This is a genomic window from Streptomyces sp. NPDC107538, assembly GCF_055657445.1.
Genome location: NZ_JBVKAY010000003.1, coordinates 243,984 through 263,674, shown reverse-complemented (window position 1 = coordinate 263,674; position 19,691 = coordinate 243,984). Strand labels below are relative to the sequence as shown.

Below are 19,691 nucleotides of genomic sequence, written 5' to 3'. Positions count from 1 at the left end.
TCCAGCCCCGGGGGCCGACGTCTTTCCAGGCCCGGAGGGCCTGGTCTTTTAGGGGCGCGGGGAACTGCGCGAGAAGCCCCACCGGACCCGCACCCGACCACGCAACCTTCCCCCCACCCCACCCGTCCTTACTAGGACCCACCAACAAAAACCGAAGGGCACCGGCCGTGGAGAGCGCGACCATCGAACGGCCGGACCCCCTGCCCGAACCACCCCCAACACCCCGCCGAAAGTCGCACCGCGGCAAGACCTTCCTCGCCACCCTGCTCCTCCTCGGCACCACCCTCGTCGTCACCTCCCGCGCGGCCGACATCGACGCCTTCACCCCGGTCCCCCAACTCCTCGCGTTCCTGCCATGGCTGCTCGCCCCCACCGCCCTCGCACTGCTGCTCGCCCTGCTGGCCCGCTGGTGGATCGGCCTGACCTGGGGCGTCGTCGTGCTCGGCGCCCTGGCCTGGTACATCGAGCCGTACGGGAAGGCGAGCGAGCCGACCGGGGAGGTGGTGGCGAAGGTACGGGTGATGACGTCGAACGTGCAGTTCGGGCAGGGCACGGACGCCCTGGTCAAGGTCCTGCTCCGGGACCGCCCCGACATCGTCTTCGTCGAGGAGTGCGAGGTCACCTGCTCGGCCACCCTCCGCGACACCGTCGGCGACCTGAGCGCGAAGGCCCCGGCCAATGAGAGCGAGAAGGACGGGAAGGGTGACAAGGGCGGGAAAGGCGGGACGTCCCCGGTCTACCCGTACCGGCAGTCCGTCGAGGGCTACGGCTCCACCGGCTCCGTCATCCTCAGCCGCTACCCCCTGAAGGCCGCCGACCCGATCCCCGGCTCCATGGGCATGCCCGGCGCGATCGCCGACGTCGAGGGCACCCCCGTACGGCTCCAGCTGGCGCACCCCATGCCGCCGCTGCCGGGGCAGCTGGACACCTGGCGGCGGGAGCTGGACGCGCTGCGGGCGTACGCGGCGAAGGACACGCGGACGGCGACCATCCTGGCCGGGGACTTCAACGCCTCCCAGGACCACGCGGCCTTCCGCGCGATCCTCGACACGGGCCTGAGCGACGCCGCCCGGCTGGCCGGACAGGACCGGCGGCCGACGTGGCCGTCCCGGACGGTCCCGAGGTTCGGCGCCCAGATCGACCACGTCCTGGTCTCCGACAAGGACTTCTCCGCCCGCGAGGTCCGCTTCCGGGCACTGTCCGGCACCGACCACAACGCCGTCACCGTGGATCTCGCCCTGCACCGGCGCGGATGAACCGGGGGGCCACCGACGCCCCCGGGAGTCTCGATCACCCGTGCCCATAATGGGCGCATGGCCCGCCCGTTCCCCAGCCGTCTCGCGCCGCCCGACTGGCTGGTGCGGAACCTCCAGCCGCAGCCGGCCCCGGTCAACCGGCCGGCCGTCGCGCGCGCGGCGATCGCGCTGACCCTGCCGCTCGTCCTCGGGCTCGCCGCCGGGCGGCCCGAGTACGGCGCGCTCGCCTCCATGGGGGCCCTGTCGGGCGTCATCAGCGACACGGCGGACGCGTACCGGATGCGGCTGCTGAAGATCGCGATCCCGCAGCTGTTCGCCGCCGCGGGCATCACCCTCGGCTCGCTGGTGTACGGGCAGGGCTGGGTCACCGTCGCCGCGCTCACCGGGGTCGCGCTCGTCTCCGGGATGATCTCGTCGATCGGCGCCGTGGCCTCCGTGTCGGGGCTGCTCCTGCTGCTCAACTCGGTGATCGGCGCGGGCCTGCCCCTGCCGGGCCAGTGGTGGCTGGCCCCGCTGCTGATGACCGGCGGCGGCTTCCTCGTCCTCGCCCTGGCCCTCCTCGCCTGGCCGCTGCGCGCGGGCGTCCCGGAACGGACCGCCGTCGCCGACACCTACCGCAAGGTCGCCGACCTCCTCGCGACGATGACGGCGGACGTCCCGGACGGCGCCGCGGACGCGTACGGCCCCGCCCGCCACCTCGTCACCCAGTCCCTCAACCAGTCCTACGACCTGGTCCTCGCCCGCCGCGCCCGCCACCACGGCCGCAGCCCCGAACTGGTGCGGCTGCTGGCCCAGTTGAACGCGATCACCCCGCTCGTGGAGGCCGCCCCGGCGGTACGGCTCTCCGGCCGTCCGCTGCCGGCCGAGATCCCGGTGGCCGTACGGCATCTCGCCGAGGCCGTCGAGACGGGGTACTCGGGGCCGCTCGGGCTGCGCTTGCCGGAGCCTGAAAGCGCGATCGGCAAGGCGGTCGACCAGGCGCTGCGGCACGCCGCCGACGTCGCCACCGAGAAGTCGCCGGACGCGCTGAAGAAGGCCGGCGACCGGGCGGGCCGCCCCGCCCCGCTGGGCGTGCGCGCCGCCCGCGTCGCGCGCAACGTCGCCCTCTCCGGCACCTCCTGGCGCTACGGCCTGCGCCTCGCCCTGTGCATCGGCATCGCCCAGGCCCTGGTGTCGCTGGTGCCGGTGCCGCGCTCGTACTGGGTGGCGCTGACCATCACGTTCGTACTGAAGCCGGACTTCGGGTCGGTGTTCTCCCGGGCGCTGCTGCGGGCGCTCGGCACGGTCGTGGGGCTGGTGGTCGCCGCCGGGATCCTCGCCGAGGTGCCGCGCGGCTGGTGGGACGTGCCGGTGATGCTGCTGCTCGCACCGCTCATCCCGGTGCTCACGCCCCGCGGCTACGGCTACCAGACGGCCGCCATCACCCCGGTGATCCTGCTGCTCTCCGACACCCTCAACCACCAGGGCACCGAACTGCTCCTCCCCCGCCTCGTCGACTCCCTCATGGGCTGCGCCATCGCGCTCGTCGCGGGCTATCTGCTCTGGCCGGAGAGCTGGCACGCCCGGGTCGGCGCCCGGCTCGCCGACGCCGTCGCCGACACGGCCTCGTACGTGGAACGCGCATTCGGGAAGACCCCGGCCGACCCCGCCGAGCGCACGCGCATGCGCCGCCGCCTCTACCGCGACCTGTCCGCCGTCCGTACGGAGTTCCAGCGGGCCCTGACCGAACCGCCGCCGGTGGGCCGACGGGCCGCCGCCTGGTGGCCGCTGGTGGTGGCGGTCGAGCGGATCGTCGACGCGACGACGGCCGCGCGGGTCCGGGTCAAACAGGGCGCCGAACCGCCGTCCACCGGCGAGGTCGATCAACTCACCTTGCAGCTGAGGGAGTTGGCGGAGGGGCTACGGAGGACGGAGACCCTCTACGAGGTCCGCACCGACCTCAGCGGACCGCCGGGGAGCGTGCTGGAGCCGCTGCGCCAGGAAGTGGCGGCGGCGCGGACGATCACGTCACCGTCCCGCTGAGGCCAAGTGCTCGCCCCCTCTCCGGGTCAACGCGGCGCAGAGCGCTGAATCGTTACGTCATCCCCGCACGGGTGACGGAGGGCGAATTCGCAGCCGAAAAGCCGACATGATCAATCCAGTTCAACCGCCCTACCTATAAGACCAATAAGGGGATTTTTCATGCGTCGCACCGCGACCGTCCTGCTCGGAACCCTCGCCCTGGCCGGTGCCATGGCACCGGCCGCCCACGCCATCCCGGACCCGGTTGCCACGATCACCTGTGTCGCCGAGACCCCGGCCGCCGTGGCGGAACTCGCCGACCCCGCCGCGCTCCTCGACCCGGCCGCCCTGCTGGACCCGACCGCCGCCCCGGGCGTCAGCTGCCTGGCCCCCTGAGCCGCGCGCCGGCGCGAAAACGTGCGGGCCGCCCTCTCCGACAGGAGGGCGGCCCGCATTCTCGTTTCGGAACGGAAGGTCAGACGCCGATCACTCAGACGCCGATGTCGCGGCCGTCCGCGCGCCACACCGCGACGACCGCCGGGCGGACGTACTTGCCCGGTCCGTCGGGCCAGGCGCTCTTCGGGTTCTCGACGGTGGCGCCGTCCAGCTCGCCCGGGTGCTGCACGGCGACCAGGACCCGGCGGTCCTGGATGATCGGGCCGCAGGTCTCGGCACCGCTCGGCACGGTGAGGAACTGCTTCAGCTCACCGCGCCGCTCACCGCGGGTCGCGACACCGAACAGACCGTCGTGCGAGCCGAGCTGGGCACCGTCGGTGGAGATCCACAGGTTGCCGTACGAGTCGAAGGCGACGTTGTCCGGGCAGGAGATCGGGGAGACGTCGTCCTTGGGGAAGCCGGCGAAGTAGGTCGCGGGGTCGTTCGGGTCGCCCGCGACGAGGAAGAGCAGCCAGCCGAACCTGGTGCTCTCGGGCCGGTTGCGGTGCTCGGTCAGCTCCAGCACCTGGCCGTGCTTGTTGGCGTTGCGCGGGTTGGCCTCGTCCGCCTTGGCGTTGGAGCCGACACCGCGGTTGGTGTTGTTGGTGAGGGCGACGTAGACCTTGCCGGTGACCGGGTTGGGCTCGATGTCCTCGGGGCGGTCCATCTTCGTCGCGCCGACCTTGTCACCGGCGAGCCGCGTGAAGACGAAGACCTCCTCGGCCGTCATCCCGTCCACGTGCGAGACGGCGCCCTTGGCGGTGGCGGTGGCCAGCGGAATCCACTCGCCGGAGCCATCGAACTCGCCATCGGCCGGCAGCTTGCTCGTGCCGTCGATCTCGATGGCCGGGGAGTCGCCGGTGAGCTTGGCGACGTAGAGCGTGCCCTCGTCGAGGAGCGAGAGGTTGTGCTCGCGGACCGCGCGGCCCGACCCCTTCTTCATCCGCTTGCTGCTGATGAACTTGTAGAAGTAGTCGAAGCGCTCGTCGTCACCGGAGTAGACGACCGGACGCCCGTCCGAGGTCAGCCGGATGGTCGCGGCCTCGTGCTTGAACCGCCCGAGCGCGGTGTGCTTGCGCGGCGTGGACGTCGGGTCGTACGGGTCGAACTCCACCACATACCCGAAGCGGTGCACCTCGTTGGGCTCCTGGGCGACGTCGAACCGCTTGTCGAAACGCTCCCACTTGCGCTCGGTGGCGCCGGTGCCGATGCCGTACCGCTTGTCGGTGGCACGGCTGCTGTTGGCGAAGTACTGGTTGAAGTTCTCCTCGCCGTGCAGCGTGGTGCCCCAGGGGGTGGTGCCACCGGAGCAGTTGTTGAGCGTGCCGAGGACCTTGCGGCCGGTCGGGTCGGCGGAGGTCTTCAGGAGGTCGGAGCCGGCGGCGGGGCCGGTCACCCGGAACTCGGTGGTGGCGGTGACCCGGCGGTTGAGGTGGTGGCGGGGCACGGCGGTGAGCTTGCCGGTGCGCTTGTCCTCCTCCACGACCACGGCGGCGAGGCCGTGCGCGGCCCAGGCGACCTCGACCTGGTCGCGGGTCGGGTTGGCGGCGTCGTAGCCGCGGAACATCAGGATCTCGTCGGTGTACTCGTGGTTCGCGACGAGCAGCTGGCGTCCGCGCTCACCCGGGAGCGGGAGCAGGGCGAGGAAGTCGCAGTTGTACCCGAACTGGCCGGCCTGGGCCTTGGCCGTCTGGTTCTCCGGGTCGAAGGCGGGGGCGCCGCGCAGGATCGGCTCGCCCCAGCGGATGACGACGTTCTGCTTGTACCCGTCGGGGACGGTCACGGCGTCGGCGGTGTTGGGCTCGACGGCGGTGAACCGCAGACCGCGGGGGCCCTTGGGCCGGAACTTCGCCTTGGCGTCCGCGGCGGCCTTCGCGGCCTTCTCGGCGTCCGTCGGGGTGGCCGCGGCGGCGGACGGGGCGGTGCCGAGCGATACGGCCGTACCGGCGGCGCCGGCCACGGAGACGACGGCGGCGGCTCTCATCACCGAGCGGCGGCTGAGCGCGCTCGCGATGACGTCGCCGACGTATTCGTTGGTGCTGGTGTTCGGTACCTCGTGGAAGCAGGCGTCACCACAGCGGAACCGACAGGTCAGGGCGGAACGGCCGCCGGGATGCGAGCCGATCATGGGCAGCAGCTTGCGCACAGCGCGCTCCTCGATGCTCTTATGTGCATTTTTGGTGTGAGCGCGACGCTAGGGGGGTGTGTGTTCGAGAACGGGGACGGAAGGTGAACAGGGGGTGAACCTGCGGCAGTTGAGGCGGTGTTGACAGCGCGGGATGGCGGGGATAGTGAAAGGCCCCCGCCCCACCCCAAGATCGCCACGCCCGGCCGCTAACCTTACGTGTCCGTCCTGGCCAGGGATTGACGGGCTTCAACTCACCCGAAGGGTTGCGCACATGGGCATTCTCTCCATCCTGCGGAATGCGTTCAGCCGCTCACGCAAGGGGCGCGACACGGTTCCTTCGCAGGAGGCGGAGCGGGTTTCCTCGACGGAGGACGCCTCCGCTTCCCAGGGGGAGGTGTCCTCCACCGAGCCCAGGGTCCCGGCCCCGTCCCCCGAGCCCGCCCCCACCTCGGCCTCCGTCTCCGTCGCCGACGAACTCGTCTCGGCGGCCTTCGACAACGTGACGGTCCCGAAGCCGCGGGACGGCGAGGGGTCGGCTTCGCCTTCGGAGTCGGGGTCGGCGTCGGCTTCGCCTTCGGGGTCGGGGTCGGGGTCGGCTTCGCCTTCGGGGTCGGGGTCGGGGTCGGCTTCGCCTTCGGAGTCGGGGTCGGGGTCGGGGTCGGCTTCGACGCCGGGTGCGGGTACGGATTCGGCGCCCGCGTCGGCGACGGTTTCGGCTGAGGCTTCGGCGGCGGCTTCGGCTGAGGCCGAGCCTGAGGAGCCGACTGCGGCTGAGGCCGAGCCCGCGGCCGAGGCGGGTGCCCCGGCTGGGGAGGCCGAGCGCGAGGGGTCGGCTGCGGCCGAGGTGAAGGCCGCAGCGCCGGTCGCCGAGCCCGAGCCCGAGGTGAGTGCTGCCGCCGAGGCGGAGCCGGTGGCCAAGGCCGAGACGGAAGCTGCGGCTCAGCCTGTGGCGCCGGAGGCCGAGGCGGAGGCGACCGCGGACGCCGAGACCGTGGTACCGGCCGCCGAGGCGGAGCCGGAGGCCGAGCCCGAGACGGAAGCTGCGGCTCAGCGTGTGGCGCCGGAGGCCGAGGCGAAGCCCAAGGCCGTCGCGGAAGCCGAGACGGAGGCGACCGCCAAGGCCGAGGTCGAGGCCCCCAGCGACGACACGCGGCAGCCCACTGCCGTGGCCGAGCCGGAGCCGGTCGTCGAGGCCGAGACGGAGCCCGCGCCCGCCCCGAAGCCCGAGGCCGAGCCCGAGCCGAAGGCGAAGCCGGAAGCGGTGACGGCACCCGAGCCCACCGCTGCCGACGCCCAGGAATCCACCACCGAGCCCGTGGTCGAGGCGACGCCCGCACCGGAAGCAGCGCCGGAAGGCGATGCCACCCCGGAGCCCGAGGCAGCTCCCGAGCCGACGGCTGTCACCGAGCCCGAGACCACCCCGGAGCCGACGGCTGTCACCGAGCCCGAGACCACCCCGGAGCCGGAAGCCGCAGCGGCTGCGGAATCCGCGCCGGAGGCCCAGACCGCCCCCGAGGCCAAGCCGGAAGCCACGGACGAGACCGCAGCCACCCCCGCACCGGAAGCCGAAGCGGCACCGGAACCCGAGGCCACCCCCGAACCCGAGGCCACCCCCGCGCCGGAAGCCGCAGCGGCTCCGGAATCCGAAGCCGCCCCCGAGCCCGAGGCCGCCCCGGAACCCAAGGTTGCCGTCGCCACGGAACCCGCCGACGCTCCCGCACCCGAGGCCGCCCCCGAGCCCGAGGCTGCCACCGCCGCCCCGGAACCCGCAGCTGCCACCGCCGCCCCGGAGCCCGCCGACGGACCCGAGCCGGAAGCCGCCCCGGAAACGGCCGTAGCCCCCGAAGAGGAATCCACCCCCGAACCGTCCGAGGCATCTGACCCGGAGCCGGCCCCCGAGCCGGTGGCCGCCCCCGAGCCCACGGCAGTGCCCGTGCCCGCGGCCGCAGCCGCAGCCGCAGCCGCGACCGCCCCCGAAGACGCCCCCACCCCCGAACCCGCGGTCGCCGACGGTGGAGGCGCCCCGCAGGTGGCACCCGAGGACGACGACGCAAGCCGCACGGGTGGTGCGGGTGGGAAAACAAATGGAGGCGAAGGCGAAGCCGAGGCGGACGTACCCGCAACCCTCCGCACCGCGTACCACGCAGCACAGGACGCCCTCGCGAAGCACAACCTCACCGACACCCGCGCCAAGGTCTACCTCGTCCTGGACCGCTCCGCGTCGATGCGGGCGTACTACAAGGACGGCTCCGCCCAGGCCCTCGGCGAGCAGACCCTCGCCCTCGCCGCCCACCTGGACCCCGACACACCCCCCACCGTCCCCGTCGTCTTCTTCTCCACGGAACTGGACGGCACCGGCGAGCTGACCCTCGACGCGTTCGACAACAAGGTCGACGACCTGCACGCCGGCCTCGGCCGCATGGGCCGTACCAGCTACCACGTGGCCGTGGAAGAGGTCCTCACCCAGCACCGCAAGGCACCCGACGGCACCCCCGCCCTCGTCGTCTTCCAGACCGACGGCGCCCCGGACGCCAAGACCCCCGCCAACCAGGCCCTCGCGGACGCCGCCAAGAACCACCCGTCCGTCCACTTCGCCTTCGTCGCGTTCGGCGACCCGGAGAACAAGGCCTTCGACTACCTCCGCAAGCTCAAGACGCCCAACACCTCCCACTTCCTCGCAGGCGAGACCCCCCGCGAGCTGACGGACGCCGAGGTCTACGAGGGCATCCTGGCCGGCTGGCGCCCGTAGCCACCGCACCACCACCCACGGACGGGCCCCGGCGGACACCGGGGCCCGTCCGCGTCCCGAAACGCGTGTGAGTCGATCTCCCCAGGCCCAGTAGGATTTCGGCATGGCGGCCACTGGAACCGAGAAGCAGGGTGGCAAGGCGTTCTACGTCTCCACCCCCATCTATTACGTCAACGACGCTCCTCACCTGGGCCACGCCTATACGACCGTCGCAGGCGACGTGCTCTCCCGCTGGCACCGTCAGCGCGGCGAGAAGGTGTGGTACCTCACCGGCACGGACGAGCACGGTCAGAAGATCATGCGCACCGCCGACGCCAACGGAGTGACTCCGCAGGAGTGGTGCGACAAGCTCGTCGAGGAGGCGTGGAAGCCCCTCTGGGAGCACCTGGAGATCGCGAACGACGACTTCATCCGCACCACGCAGCAGCGGCACACCGACCGCGTCCAGGAGTTCGTGCAGGACCTGTACGACAAGGGCGAGATCTACAAGGGCGGCTACGAGGGCCCGTACTGCGTCGGCTGCGAGGAGTACAAGCTCCCCGGCGAGCTGCTCGACGGCGAGGGCGATTTCGCCGGCCAGAAGCTCTGCCCGATCCACAAGAAGCCGGTGGAGATCCTCAGCGAGGAGAACTACTTCTTCAAGCTGAGCGAGTACGGCGACAAGCTCCTCGCCCACTACGAGGCGAACCCCGGCTTCATCCAGCCAGAGTCCGCGCGCAACGAGGTCGTGAACTTCGTCCGCCAGGGCCTGCAGGACCTGTCGGTCTCCCGCTCGACCTTCGACTGGGGCATCCCGATCCCGTGGGACCAGAAGCACGTGATCTACGTGTGGGTCGACGCGCTGCTCAACTACGCCACGGCGGTCGGCTACAACGAAAACCTGGAGAAGTTCGAGGCCACCTTCCCCGCGGACGTCCACCTCGTCGGCAAGGACATCCTCCGCTTCCACGCGGTGATCTGGCCGGCGATGCTGATGGCGCAGGGCCTCCCCCTGCCCGGGAAGATCGCGGCGAACGGCTGGCTGATGGTCGGCGGCGAGAAGATGTCGAAGTCGAACCTGACCGGCATCAAGCCGCAGGACCTGACCTCGCACTTCGGTGTCGACGCCTACCGCTGGTACTTCCTGCGCGCGATCGCCTTCGGCCAGGACGGCTCGTTTTCCTGGGAGGACTTCTCCGCCCGCTACACGAGCGAGCTGGCGAACGACTACGGCAACCTCGCCTCCCGCGTCGCGGCCATGGTCGGCAAGTACTTCGGCGGCACCCTGCCGGAGGCCACGGCCGACGGCGAGGCCGAGAAGGCGCTGCACGAGGGCCTGGCCAAGGCGGTCGCCGAGGCCGACCGGAAGATCGGCGACGAGCTGGACTTCCAGGGCGGCATCCTCGCCGTCTTCGACTTCGTCAAGCAGGTCAACGGCTACATCACGGAGCAGGAGCCGTGGAAGGTCGCCAAGGACACGACCGACGAGGGCAAGGCCCGCCTCGCCACGATCCTCTACACGGCCGCCGAGTCCCTGCGCGCCGTCGCCGTCCTCCTCAACCCGATCATGCCGGACACCTCCGCCCAGCTCTGGGACTCCCTGGGCGCGGAGCCCACCCTCGGAACCCTCGCGGACCAGAAGGTCCAGAAGGCGGGCGAGTGGGGCATCCTCCCGCCCGGCTCGACGATCACGAAGGGCGCGATCCTCTTCCCGCGCCTGGAGGAGAAGCCGAAGGCGTAACGCGGCGGAAGCCCGGGAACGCCTGTCGTTCCCGGGTCAGCTCCCCGAGGCGTACCGCACAAAAGCCACCCACACGCCGGGCGTCAGGGCGAGCCGGGGGCCTCCGGCGTTCTTGGAGTCCCGGACGTGAACCACTTCGGGGACGAGAGCGACCTCGACGCAGGAGTCACCTTCACTGCCACTGCTGTAGCTGCTCTTGAACCACGCCAGGTCGGGGGCGTCCCCAGCCGTGGTGTTGCGGATCATGTCTCCCCCAGCAATTGCTCAATGAAGGCGGTTGACTCACGGGGCGTGAAGGCCTGAGCCCGGATGATGCCATAGCGCAGTTCAAGGATACGGAGCTGCCTCGGGTCGGTCACCGGACGGCCGTTGGCCACTACCGGCGAGCGCCCCACAGCCGAGCCGTCGGCGAACTTCAGCACGTCGATCCCACCATCCACTCCGGCGTGCTCCTCACGATCCATGGGCATCACCTGAAGTTCCACGCTCCGCATCTGCCCGATCTCCAGCAGGTGCTCAAGCTGGCCACGCACCGTCGCCTTCCCTCCGAGCGGTCGTCGGAGCGTCCACTCCTCCAGGACGAAGCTGAGTTCAGGCGCCGGTTCCTTCCCGAACACCGACTTGCGAGCCACGCGCGCGGCGACGAACTGCTCCACCTCGTCCTCGGTGTATGCCGGGCGCCGCATCAGGAGCAGCCCGCGTGCGTAGTCGGGCGTCTGCAACAGCCCGTGAATGTTCAGCGGATCGTAGAGCTGAAGCTCAACCGCCTGTGCCTCCAACTTGGCCAGTTCCCGCACCTTCTTCGGGTACCGGACCTTGGCCACGTCCTCCTTCATCGCCGAGATCAGCCCACCCGCCCCCAACACCTCATCCGCCTGGTCCAGATACTCGGGCCGGGGAATCCGCTTACCCCCCTCGATCTTGTAGACAAGGTCCTCCCCGTACCCCACCGCCTCCCCGAACTCCGCGGCCCGCATCCCCACGGCCTCCCGCCGCAGCTTCAACTGCCGCCCCACGGTGGCGATCACCGCCACACCCCAGTCGTCGTCCGGGTCCACCTCCCAACCCGGCTCGTCCGCCTCGGTCTTGAGCCGCCCCTCGTCACCGTCAACCCGCCGCATCCCCGCACCCTCCGTCGTGCCGCTGTGCCGCAACGCCCCTACCCGTACGCCCGCCGCCGACAGCCCGGACACCACCGGACAGACTCCGGACAGTCACCTCACGGATCGCCACAGTCACCCTTCACGGTAGGCGCACACGGATGCGCACGACGACGCCCCGCCCGCCCCACCGCAGGTGACACCGCAACCCAGCGCTCCGGGCTTCGGTGCCCTCGGCGCTCTTTCCCAAGGACCACGGGAGAGAAAGAACCCCACCAAGCCCCACCCCTCCCGCCCGCGGCGCAAACTCACTCCCGCGAGTGAACATCGGCAACTCGGCTGGATTCGGGAGGGGTTGTCTGGCTTACGCTCAGCGCGGCACACACCACAGACAACTGACACCAGACATGCGACGGCCCCCGCCGGGACGGCAATCCCAAGGGCGAGGGCCTGACCACCGAGGAAGTAGGAGCTTCCCGATGGATACCCAAGACCCTAGCGCGCCCCCGCGCGCCCAGGCCCGTACAGCGGGCAAAAACCACCCCGGCCGCGGAGTCGTCCACGACAACGCCCGCCACACCACCCGCTTCACGGTGATCGGCAACCACCTCGCCCAGCACCCGGAGCTGTCGCTGCTGGCGATCGGGCTGGCCACGCACATCCAGTCGCTTCCCGCGGGCGCGCGGATCGACATCAAATCCCTCGCCGACCGCTTCCCCGAGAGCCCGGCCCGCATCGCCGCCGGCCTGCGCGAACTCGAAGCCCACGGCTACCTCCGCCGCACCCGCGAACGCGCCCCCGGCGGCCGGATCGTCACCCGCACGGTCTCCTGCAACAAGCCCGGCCACCACGACACGGCCCACGACACGGCCCACGACGCGACCCACGGCTCGACGACGGCCGAGACGCCACGGAAGCCCGCCCGCCGCGCCGCACCCGACGAACGCCCGCCCCGCAAGCGCCTGCCCGCCGTCCCCCAGCCCGCCTACAGCTCCCCCACCCTGCTCCGCACGGCCACCGACCTCCTCGCCGGTCTCCGCCGCCACGACCCCCGCCTCCTCCTCTCCGAGACCGACGCGGAGCACCTCGCACCGGGCGTCGTCGCCTGGCTGGTACGCGACATCGCCCCCACCGCCGTACGCCACGCCCTGACCGCGGACCTCCCCGACGAACCCCTGTACCGCCCCGCGGCCCTCCTGGCCCACCGCCTGACCGCGCAACTCCCACCCCTGCCACCGTTCCACGCCCCGCCGTCACCACCAGCAGTCCTGTACCCGGTCCGAAACTGCCGCGCCTGCGACCGCGGCTACCGCGGCCCCGATCCCCTCCGTTGCGACGAGTGCTCGACCAGCGGCAGGGCGGACCCAGTGACAGGCCGACTCCCCGAAACCACCAACACCCCCGAAGCCGATCCGACAGGATGAATCCCCCTTTCACCTGACAGGACCTCATGTGCCGCCTTCCTTCGCCGCTAACGGATTCCTTCCGCTGGGCCGGTACTCCGTCTCCTTCGACGAGGCGGAGGAAATGCTGGTCAGCGCCCCGGAGTTCGAGGATTCCCAGACCCGCACAGAGCTGTGGGACGGCCTCCACAACTATCTCGATCCCTTCCTCACCCTGGAGGACACCTACGCGGGTGCCCTCGCCGGCCTTCCGCTCATCCACAGGCTGTGGCTCGGTGGCAGCTTCGTGAGCACCAAGCTCGATCCCGGGAATATCGACGCCACGCTCCTGATCGACACGCGTGCCGAGCGTGCCGTACGCGGTAAGCGGGGAGCGAAGTGGCTGACCACCGCTTTTCAGAGCCGCGCCAGGATGAGGGAGAAGTACGGCGTCTCACCGCTCCGCATCGGGTACCAACCCGTGGCGCATATCTTCGAGCCGGAACGCTTCACCCCCGAGGAACGGACATACTTCACGCAGCGGGGTGTGTGGGACGACTGGTGGCAGCGCTGCCGACTGCCTGACCAGAACGACCGCTCACCATCCGAAGAGAGTGCCGCCCCGGCACGCGGCTATCTGGAGGTGCGACTGTGACCGGCGACAGCTGGCGCGAGCGCAGGCGCGCGCTCCTGCGGGACGACCCCGCCGAGGCCGAGCGTGCCGAACGGCTCCTCGACGCGCTGGGCACCGACGACCGGGACGACGAGGAGATCGAGGCGGAACACCGGGCGAGCCGTCTGGCCGCAGCACGCGAATACGCGCCCGACGCTCGGCTGGACGAGGAACTCCAGCTCCGGCTGACCGGACCGGAGACCGACGGTGGTGCGCTCCGCTTCCAGTGGGGCGACGCACTGCTCGAACCCGTGGAGCACATGGTCTCCGTCGCGGCGGGTACACCTGTGCAACTGGAACTCACCGGGATCTCCACCGGCAGCACCATCGTGCACGCCCGGCCCGTCCCCACCCGCACCGAGTCCCCGGATCCCGATGCCATGGATGCTCCCCCGACATCCGCCGCCTCAACGGGGCTCGGCACCCTCACCGCACTGCTTGACGCCCTGGAGGCCGAGCACGACATCCGCGAATGGGCGCGGCTCTTCGACTCAGTCGAGGCGGTATCACGCGCGCTGAGCCGATACGAGCTGGACCTGGGCGTGACCTGGTACGACGCCGAAGGACGGATGCGCCGCGCCCGGCTGACGGAGCGGGGCAGGCTCTATGTGAAGCGACTCCGGGAGACCAAGGACCGCGACCAGGAGATCACCATCTCCGGCCGTATCACGGAGCTGCGTGAAAGCGGCATCGTGAAGGTCAAGACAGGTACGGCCAAGAACGCGCCCGCCTTCGAGGTCCGCTTCGAGGCACCGGAGGAACTGCTGCGTATGCGCCCCGGCCTCGGAGACAACGTCCACTTCCGGGTCCGCTTCCGGCAGCAGTTGGACTCCATGGGCATCGCTCGGTCCACGGAGTACACCTACCTGGGACCGGCTGCCGAACAGACCTCGCTGCCGCTTGGGCTATAGGCAACCCCGTGCGCCCGGCCGCGCGTCTCCCCAGGCATGGCACTGTTCGGAAACGCGCATACCGTCAGTCCTGGCAAGGCGCAGCAGGACTATGGACGGCTGTTGGGGCACGGGGAGCAGGTTCAGGCGGCGTTCCTGTTGATACGGGACACGATGCTGTTCACCGACCGGCGGCTCATCCTGATCGACAAGCAGGGGCTGACCGGCAAGAAGGTGGAGTACCACTCGGTCCCGTACCGCAGCATCACGCACTTCTCCGTCGAGACAGCCGGGCACTTCGACCTCGACGCCGAGCTGAAGATCTGGCTGTCGGGCACGCATGAACCGATCGAGAAGACGTTCACCAAGGGTGTCGACATCTACGAGGTGCAGGCGATCCTCACGCAGTTCGTGGCCCGATGACGCGAACGACCGCTGCCCTCACGCCTCCTCGTCCTCGTCCGGCACGCAGAGGACCGGGATGCGGGAGAGGTGGAGGAGCTTGTGCGGGGTCGAGCCGAGGAGGGCGCCGCGCATCGGGCTCTCGCCCCACGTGCCGACCACGATGAGCCGCCCGTCGTGGCGCGCGGCGGCGTCCAGCAGGGCCTTCGCCGGCTTCTCGTCGACCAGGTCGACGAGGGTCGGTACGCCCGCCGCGTCCGCCGCCGCCACCGCGTGGTCGAGTGCGACCCGTCCGGCCTGGTGGAGGGCCTCGCGATGGGTCCGGTACTCCTCGCCCACGCCGCCGGGGGCCGCCGCGCCGTAGACCAGGACGAGGGGTTCGCCGTACACGGCCGCCACCTCGATCGCGACCCGTAGCGCACGCATCGCGCCCGGCGACTCGTCGTATCCGAGAACGATCGCCATGTCTCTCAGGACTCCTTGCCGCGGACGCCGTGGACGAGGTCGGGGTCGGGCACGCTCGGGCGTTCCGACCAGAACGCGGGGGTCATCAGGCGCAGTACGACCATGATGACCACCCCCGTGAGCGCGATGCCGATACCGATGACCAGCGGCGGTCCGAGGCCGAACCAGGAGACGCCGCTGTAGGAGTTGGCGGGGTCGGACATGTCGGAGACCGACTCCACCAGCAGCCAGGCCAGCAGCCCCGCGCCGATCAGCGGGCCGAGGCCGATGAGCAGGAAGTGGTGGACGCTCTCGGTGAGATGGCGGCGGTAGTAGACCGCGCAGGCGAGGCCGGTCAGCGCGTAGTAGAAGGCGATCAGCAGGGACAGCGCGGTGAGCGAGTCGAAGAGCGCGTTCTCGCTGATGAGGTTGACGACGACGTACCAGGCGATGGCGATGCCCGCGACCCACCAGGTGCTGACGTCGGGGGTGCGGAACCGTGGGCTGATGTGCGCGAAGTGCCGGGGCAGCGCGTGCCGGCGGGCCATGGACAGCGCGGTGCGGGACGCCGGGATGATCGTCGTCTGGGTGGAGGCCAGCGCGGACGTGGAGACGGCCAGCAGGACGACCCAGTCCCAGCCGCCCATCACCTCACCGGCGAGCAGCGCGAAGATGTACTCCTCGTCGTCGGCGTTCTCGGTGAGGTATGCGGTGCCGGCGTAGGCGACGACCGCGTAGCCGACCGACACGTACGTCACCAGCAGGATGACCGTGGACCACAGGCCCGCCTTGCCGGGGGCGGTCGCCGAGTCCTCGACCTCCTCGGTGAGGTTGACCGCCGATTCCCAGCCCCAGTAGATGAACACACCCAGCAGAAGCGCGCTGGTCAGGGAGGCGCCGCCGGGGCCGAAGGGGTCCAGCCAGCTGATCGACGGGTCGATGGAGTCGAGGGTGCCGGTGTCGGCGTAGACGCGGTAGAGCGCGACGACCGCGAAGGCGAGCAGACAGACGACCTGGGCGAGGATGAGGACGTTCTGCACCCTGGCCGACAGTTCGGTGCCGATGACGCAGACCGCCGTCATCACGAGGATGAGCAGCACGGTGAGCAACTGGCGTACGGCGTCGTTGTCGACCCAGCTGTCCAGGCCGAAGGCGAGGAGGGCGAAGCTCACGGCGACGTCCGCGAGCGAGCCGACGACGAGGACGCCGGTCATCGCGATGGCCCAGCCGCCGAGCCAGCCGACCCACGGGCCCATCGCGCGGGTGACCCACGAGAAGGTGGTGCCGCAGTCCTGGTCGACCTTGTTGAGGTAGTAGAACGCGGACGCGATCAGCAGCATCGGCACGAAGGACGCCACCATCACGCCGGGCGCGTAGATGCCGACGAGCGCGACGACCGGGCCGATGACCGCCGCCAACGAGTAGGCGGGGGAGGTGGAGTTGAGCCCGATGACGAGCGCGTCGACGAACCCGATCGCGTTCGGCTTCAGCCCTTCCCCATCGGGTGGGCGGGGGTCGGCGGTGTCATCGGCGGTCGGGTCGGCCATGGTCCCTCGCTCCGGTGGTGGGTGAATCCAGACAACAGAGGGCTCAAAAGGGAGCCAAGGGACTTTCTACGCTATTCAGCTCCGCTTGTGAGGTCCTCGCGCATGCCCCACGGCGAGCCGTACTCCGTCAGCAGATCGAGGAAGGGGCGGGGAGGCAGTGCCTCGGGGCCGAGGACACCGGTGCCGTGCCACGCTCCGGAGGCGATGAGTTCGAGGGCGACGACGGGGTTGACGGCGGTCTGCCAGACGACGGCCTGGGAGCCGTACTCCCGCATCGACCACTGGTTGTCGACCACGTGGTACAGGTACACCTCGCGCGGTCGCCCGTCCTTGACGCCCTTGACCCAGGTGCCCGCGCAGGTCCGGCCGTGCATACGGTCCCCGAGGCCGGCCGGGTCGGGCAGACAGGCGGCGACGACGTCCCGCGGGGCGACCGCGACCCCGCCGACGCTCACCGGGGCCGTACGGTCGAGCCCCAGCTTGTGCAGGGTCTTGAGCACGCCGATGAACTCGTCGCCCAGGCCGTACTTGAAGGTGACCCGCTTGGCCTTCAACCACCGGGGGACCAGCAGCACTTCCTCGTGTTCGACGTTGACGCACTCCACCGGCCCGATGCCCTCGGGGAAGTCGAAGACCTCCGGCTCGCTGAACGGCGGTGTGGTGAACCAGCCCCGGCCCTCCTCGTAGACGACCGGCGGGTTGAGGCACTCCTCGATGGTGGTCCAGATGCTGAAGGAGGGGGCGAAGTCGTAGCCGTCGACGACCAGATCGGCGCCGTCGCGGATGCCGATCTCCTCGATGCCGTCCTCGTCGAAGAGTTCGTCGGCGGCGTAACGGGCGAAGACGTCCGAAAGCCCCGGCTCCACACCCATGCCGACCAGCGCGAGCCGGCCCGCCCTCTCCCACTCGGCGGCCCGTTCGAACTGCGCGTCGCCCAGCTTGACCCCGCACTCCTCGTAGGGGCGGGTCGGGTGCGGCCGGGACAGGGACATCGCCATGTCCAGGTAGTGGGCGCCGTGGGCGAGCGCCGCGTCGAACAGCGGCAGCACGAACCGGGGATCGGTGGCGTTGAGCAGCACATCGCAGCGGTGCGCGGCCAGTGCGGCCCGTACGGCGTCGGCGTCCGAGGCGTCGAGCCGGACCGCCGTGAACCGCTCCCCGCCGTCCGGACCGAGGGCCGCTACCGCCGCCTCCGCCCGCGTCACGTCGTAGTCGGCGACCACCATGTGTTCGAAGAACGCCCGCCGGGCCGCGATCCTGACGACCGCGCCGCCCACGCCTCCCGCCCCGACCATGAGAACTCGCACAGCGCAGCACCCCTTCGTCCGGTTCGCCCGGTCGGACCGTCCGGTCGATCCGTCCGGTTCGGCCCGCCGTCCACAGAGGACACATCCCCGTCGATGTGGCGGGCCGGACGATATCAGCCGAAACCGGTTCGCGGAGCCGGTGGATCCCGCCCGCGCACCCCCGTGGCGCGGGCGGGGTGACGCCGTCCGGCCGTCGGAGAAGGACAGCCGGGCGGCGTCACGTACTCGGAGGGGGCGGGCGGCTAGGAGAGGGTGCCCGCGCCCGTCGAGCCGGTCAGGTCGGTGAGGAGGCCGGTGACCGTGGTCTGGAGGCCGGCGGTGAGGGCCGGGGTCCAGTTGACGGTCGTCTTCAGCTTCTTCGAGTTCGCGGCGTTGTACGCGGCGACGACGTCCGTGGCCTTGCCGTTGACGAGGTTGCCGGTGCCGGCGACCGAGCCGGTGCCGTCGCCGCTGAGCAGCTTGGCGACCTTCGCGTCGGCGGGGATCTTCCAGACGTTGCGCTCGGCGACGACCTGGGCCTTGGCGCGGGAGTCGAGGCTGTACTTCGGGGCGTAGCCGTTGGCCGTCGTCGTGTCGTAGACGTTGTTGTAGAGGTGGATCTGGCCGATGCGGGCCAGCGGCGCCCGCTGCACGATGCCCTTCCACAGGTTGTGGTGGATCGTCACGCGCAGCTTGCCGGTGGAGTCGGTGTCGCTGGAGCCGATCAGCATCGTCTTGTCGTGATTGAGGAACTGGTTGCGCTCGACGGTCACCAGGTCCGAGCCGTTGGTGATGTCCAACGCCCCGTCGTGGACCTGGTACTTGCGGCCGAAGTGCGTCGCCTCGGTCTTGTCGAAGGTCGGCGCGTCGGTGAACGTGTTGTGGTCCGCCCAGACGTTGGTCGCGCCGCGCAGCGTGACGGAGTCGTAGTTGGAGTTCCACTCACCTGACGAGCCGTCGGTGGGGTCCCACTGCGGGAAGCAGTCCTGGGTGTCCGCGAAGGTCAGGTTGCGGACGATGACGTTCTTGACGTTCTGCACCTGGAGGCTGCCGCCGAGGATGCCCGCCTTGGTGCCGGGGACGCCCACGATGGTGGTGTTGGCCGGGACGCGGAAGACGATGTTCTTCTTCTGCTTGTCCTGGGCCGCCTTGCGGGCGGTCTCCTGGGTGCCCTTCGGCGCCTTCTTGCCGTACGTCGACGGGTCGAAGGCCTTGAGGTAGGCGGAGAGCGAGTAGCCGGTGCCGGAGGCGTAGTCCGCGCAGGTCAGCTTCTTGCCGGAGTCGTTGGTGTTGGCCTCGATCGTGCCCTTGACCTTGATGATCCGGGGCGTGGTGTCGGTGACGGAGCCCAGCGCCTTCACGAGCTGCGCCCGGGTCGACACCGTGAAGGTGTGCGCCGCGTCGGCCTTCGTACCGCCGGTCGTACCGGAACCGGACGCCGCCCAGCCGTCCTTGGCGGGCAGCACCTGGTGGTACAGGTCCACCGGGGCGGCACTGGCGTTCATCACGAGGACGCCGGCGCCGACGGCGGCGGCCACGGCCGCGGCGGAGACCACGAGGGTCCGGCGCTTGCGGAGGGACCGGCGGTGGGACGGGCGCGGGGAGGCAGAGGCCACGGATGAGTCCTTACGTAACGTACGTGGTTCGGGAGAACACGTGGTTCGGGAGAACACGTGGT

Annotated in this window: 17 protein-coding genes; 9 read left to right on the top strand and 8 right to left on the bottom strand. The window is 70.6% G+C overall.

What is annotated here, in order from left to right:
- The first annotated feature begins 167 nt into the window (after nucleotides 1–167).
- The 3 genes from ACZ7MG_RS11645 to ACZ7MG_RS11635 all read left to right on the top strand — a co-directional run bounded on the left by ACZ7MG_RS11645 (nucleotide 168) and on the right by ACZ7MG_RS11635 (nucleotide 3,653).
- Complete coding sequence (locus tag ACZ7MG_RS11645) at nucleotides 168–1,256, top strand: endonuclease/exonuclease/phosphatase family protein (protein ID WP_471382369.1); 1,089 nt, start codon at nucleotides 168–170, stop codon at nucleotides 1,254–1,256.
- Nucleotides 1,257–1,313: 57 nt separating this feature from the next.
- Complete coding sequence (locus ACZ7MG_RS11640) at nucleotides 1,314–3,278, top strand: FUSC family protein (protein WP_471382370.1); 1,965 nt, start codon at nucleotides 1,314–1,316, stop codon at nucleotides 3,276–3,278.
- 159 nt (nucleotides 3,279–3,437) lie between these two features.
- Nucleotides 3,438–3,653, top strand: coding sequence for a hypothetical protein (locus ACZ7MG_RS11635; RefSeq protein ID WP_471382371.1), 216 nt, complete (start codon nucleotides 3,438–3,440; stop codon nucleotides 3,651–3,653).
- Between the two features lie 94 nt (nucleotides 3,654–3,747).
- Here ACZ7MG_RS11635 and ACZ7MG_RS11630 read toward each other — a convergent pair whose 3' ends face one another.
- Complete coding sequence (locus ACZ7MG_RS11630; RefSeq protein WP_471382372.1) at nucleotides 3,748–5,838, bottom strand: PhoX family protein; 2,091 nt, start codon at nucleotides 5,836–5,838, stop codon at nucleotides 3,748–3,750.
- A 228-nt stretch (nucleotides 5,839–6,066) separates the two neighbouring features.
- Nucleotides 6,067–6,738: a hypothetical protein gene (locus ACZ7MG_RS11625; protein WP_471382374.1), complete on the bottom strand. Its 672-nt coding sequence runs from the start codon at nucleotides 6,736–6,738 to the stop codon at nucleotides 6,067–6,069.
- Here ACZ7MG_RS11625 and ACZ7MG_RS11620 point away from each other — a divergent pair.
- On the top strand, nucleotides 6,731–8,569 hold the full coding sequence (locus ACZ7MG_RS11620) for a VWA domain-containing protein (protein ID WP_471382375.1): 1,839 nt from the start codon (nucleotides 6,731–6,733) through the stop codon (nucleotides 8,567–8,569). The two genes, ACZ7MG_RS11625 and ACZ7MG_RS11620, sit on opposite strands and share 8 nt — an antisense overlap.
- Before the next feature lie 103 nt (nucleotides 8,570–8,672).
- Nucleotides 8,673–10,289 carry a methionine--tRNA ligase gene (gene metG, locus ACZ7MG_RS11615; RefSeq protein ID WP_471382377.1) on the top strand — a complete coding sequence of 539 codons (1,617 nt, stop codon included), beginning with the start codon at nucleotides 8,673–8,675 and terminating at the stop codon, nucleotides 10,287–10,289.
- Nucleotides 10,290–10,325: 36 nt separating this feature from the next.
- Here the strand turns inward: metG and ACZ7MG_RS11610 are convergent, their stop codons facing one another.
- A complete protein-coding gene (locus tag ACZ7MG_RS11610; protein ID WP_471382378.1) occupies nucleotides 10,326–10,535 on the bottom strand; it encodes a DUF397 domain-containing protein in 210 nt (69 codons plus the stop codon).
- Complete coding sequence (locus tag ACZ7MG_RS11605) at nucleotides 10,532–11,410, bottom strand: helix-turn-helix domain-containing protein (RefSeq protein WP_471382961.1); 879 nt, start codon at nucleotides 11,408–11,410, stop codon at nucleotides 10,532–10,534. The genes ACZ7MG_RS11610 and ACZ7MG_RS11605 overlap by 4 nt, the downstream gene beginning before the upstream one ends.
- Before the next feature lie 458 nt (nucleotides 11,411–11,868).
- Here ACZ7MG_RS11605 and ACZ7MG_RS11600 point away from each other — a divergent pair, with 458 nt between their 5' ends.
- The 4 genes from ACZ7MG_RS11600 to ACZ7MG_RS11585 are packed head-to-tail and all read left to right on the top strand — an operon-like array spanning nucleotide 11,869 to nucleotide 14,757.
- Nucleotides 11,869–12,813, top strand: a complete 945-nt coding sequence (locus ACZ7MG_RS11600; RefSeq protein WP_471382380.1) for a helix-turn-helix domain-containing protein — start codon at nucleotides 11,869–11,871, stop codon at nucleotides 12,811–12,813.
- 28 nt (nucleotides 12,814–12,841) lie between these two features.
- Nucleotides 12,842–13,426 carry a DUF6932 family protein gene (locus tag ACZ7MG_RS11595; RefSeq protein WP_471382381.1) on the top strand — a complete coding sequence of 195 codons (585 nt, stop codon included), beginning with the start codon at nucleotides 12,842–12,844 and terminating at the stop codon, nucleotides 13,424–13,426.
- Nucleotides 13,423–14,355, top strand: a complete 933-nt coding sequence (locus tag ACZ7MG_RS11590) for a hypothetical protein (protein WP_471382383.1) — start codon at nucleotides 13,423–13,425, stop codon at nucleotides 14,353–14,355. The genes ACZ7MG_RS11595 and ACZ7MG_RS11590 overlap by 4 nt, the downstream gene beginning before the upstream one ends.
- A 36-nt stretch (nucleotides 14,356–14,391) precedes the next feature.
- Entirely contained in the window at nucleotides 14,392–14,757 is a 366-nt protein-coding gene (locus ACZ7MG_RS11585) for a PH domain-containing protein (protein ID WP_471382385.1), read from the top strand.
- An 18-nt stretch (nucleotides 14,758–14,775) separates the two neighbouring features.
- Here ACZ7MG_RS11585 and ACZ7MG_RS11580 read toward each other — a convergent pair whose 3' ends face one another.
- The 4 genes from ACZ7MG_RS11580 to ACZ7MG_RS11565 all read right to left on the bottom strand — a co-directional run bounded on the left by ACZ7MG_RS11580 (nucleotide 14,776) and on the right by ACZ7MG_RS11565 (nucleotide 19,629).
- Nucleotides 14,776–15,201 carry a universal stress protein gene (locus ACZ7MG_RS11580; protein WP_471382386.1) on the bottom strand — a complete coding sequence of 142 codons (426 nt, stop codon included), beginning with the start codon at nucleotides 15,199–15,201 and terminating at the stop codon, nucleotides 14,776–14,778.
- A gap of 5 nt (nucleotides 15,202–15,206) precedes the next feature.
- On the bottom strand, nucleotides 15,207–16,727 hold the full coding sequence (locus tag ACZ7MG_RS11575; RefSeq protein ID WP_471382387.1) for an APC family permease: 1,521 nt from the start codon (nucleotides 16,725–16,727) through the stop codon (nucleotides 15,207–15,209).
- 71 nt (nucleotides 16,728–16,798) lie between these two features.
- Nucleotides 16,799–18,034, bottom strand: a complete 1,236-nt coding sequence (locus tag ACZ7MG_RS11570) for a saccharopine dehydrogenase family protein (protein WP_471382388.1) — start codon at nucleotides 18,032–18,034, stop codon at nucleotides 16,799–16,801.
- A gap of 242 nt (nucleotides 18,035–18,276) precedes the next feature.
- The gene (locus ACZ7MG_RS11565; protein ID WP_471382389.1) at nucleotides 18,277–19,629 is read right to left on the bottom strand and encodes a pectate lyase family protein; all 1,353 of its coding nucleotides are present in this window, start codon (nucleotides 19,627–19,629) and stop codon (nucleotides 18,277–18,279) included.
- Nucleotides 19,630–19,691 lie beyond the last annotated feature (62 nt).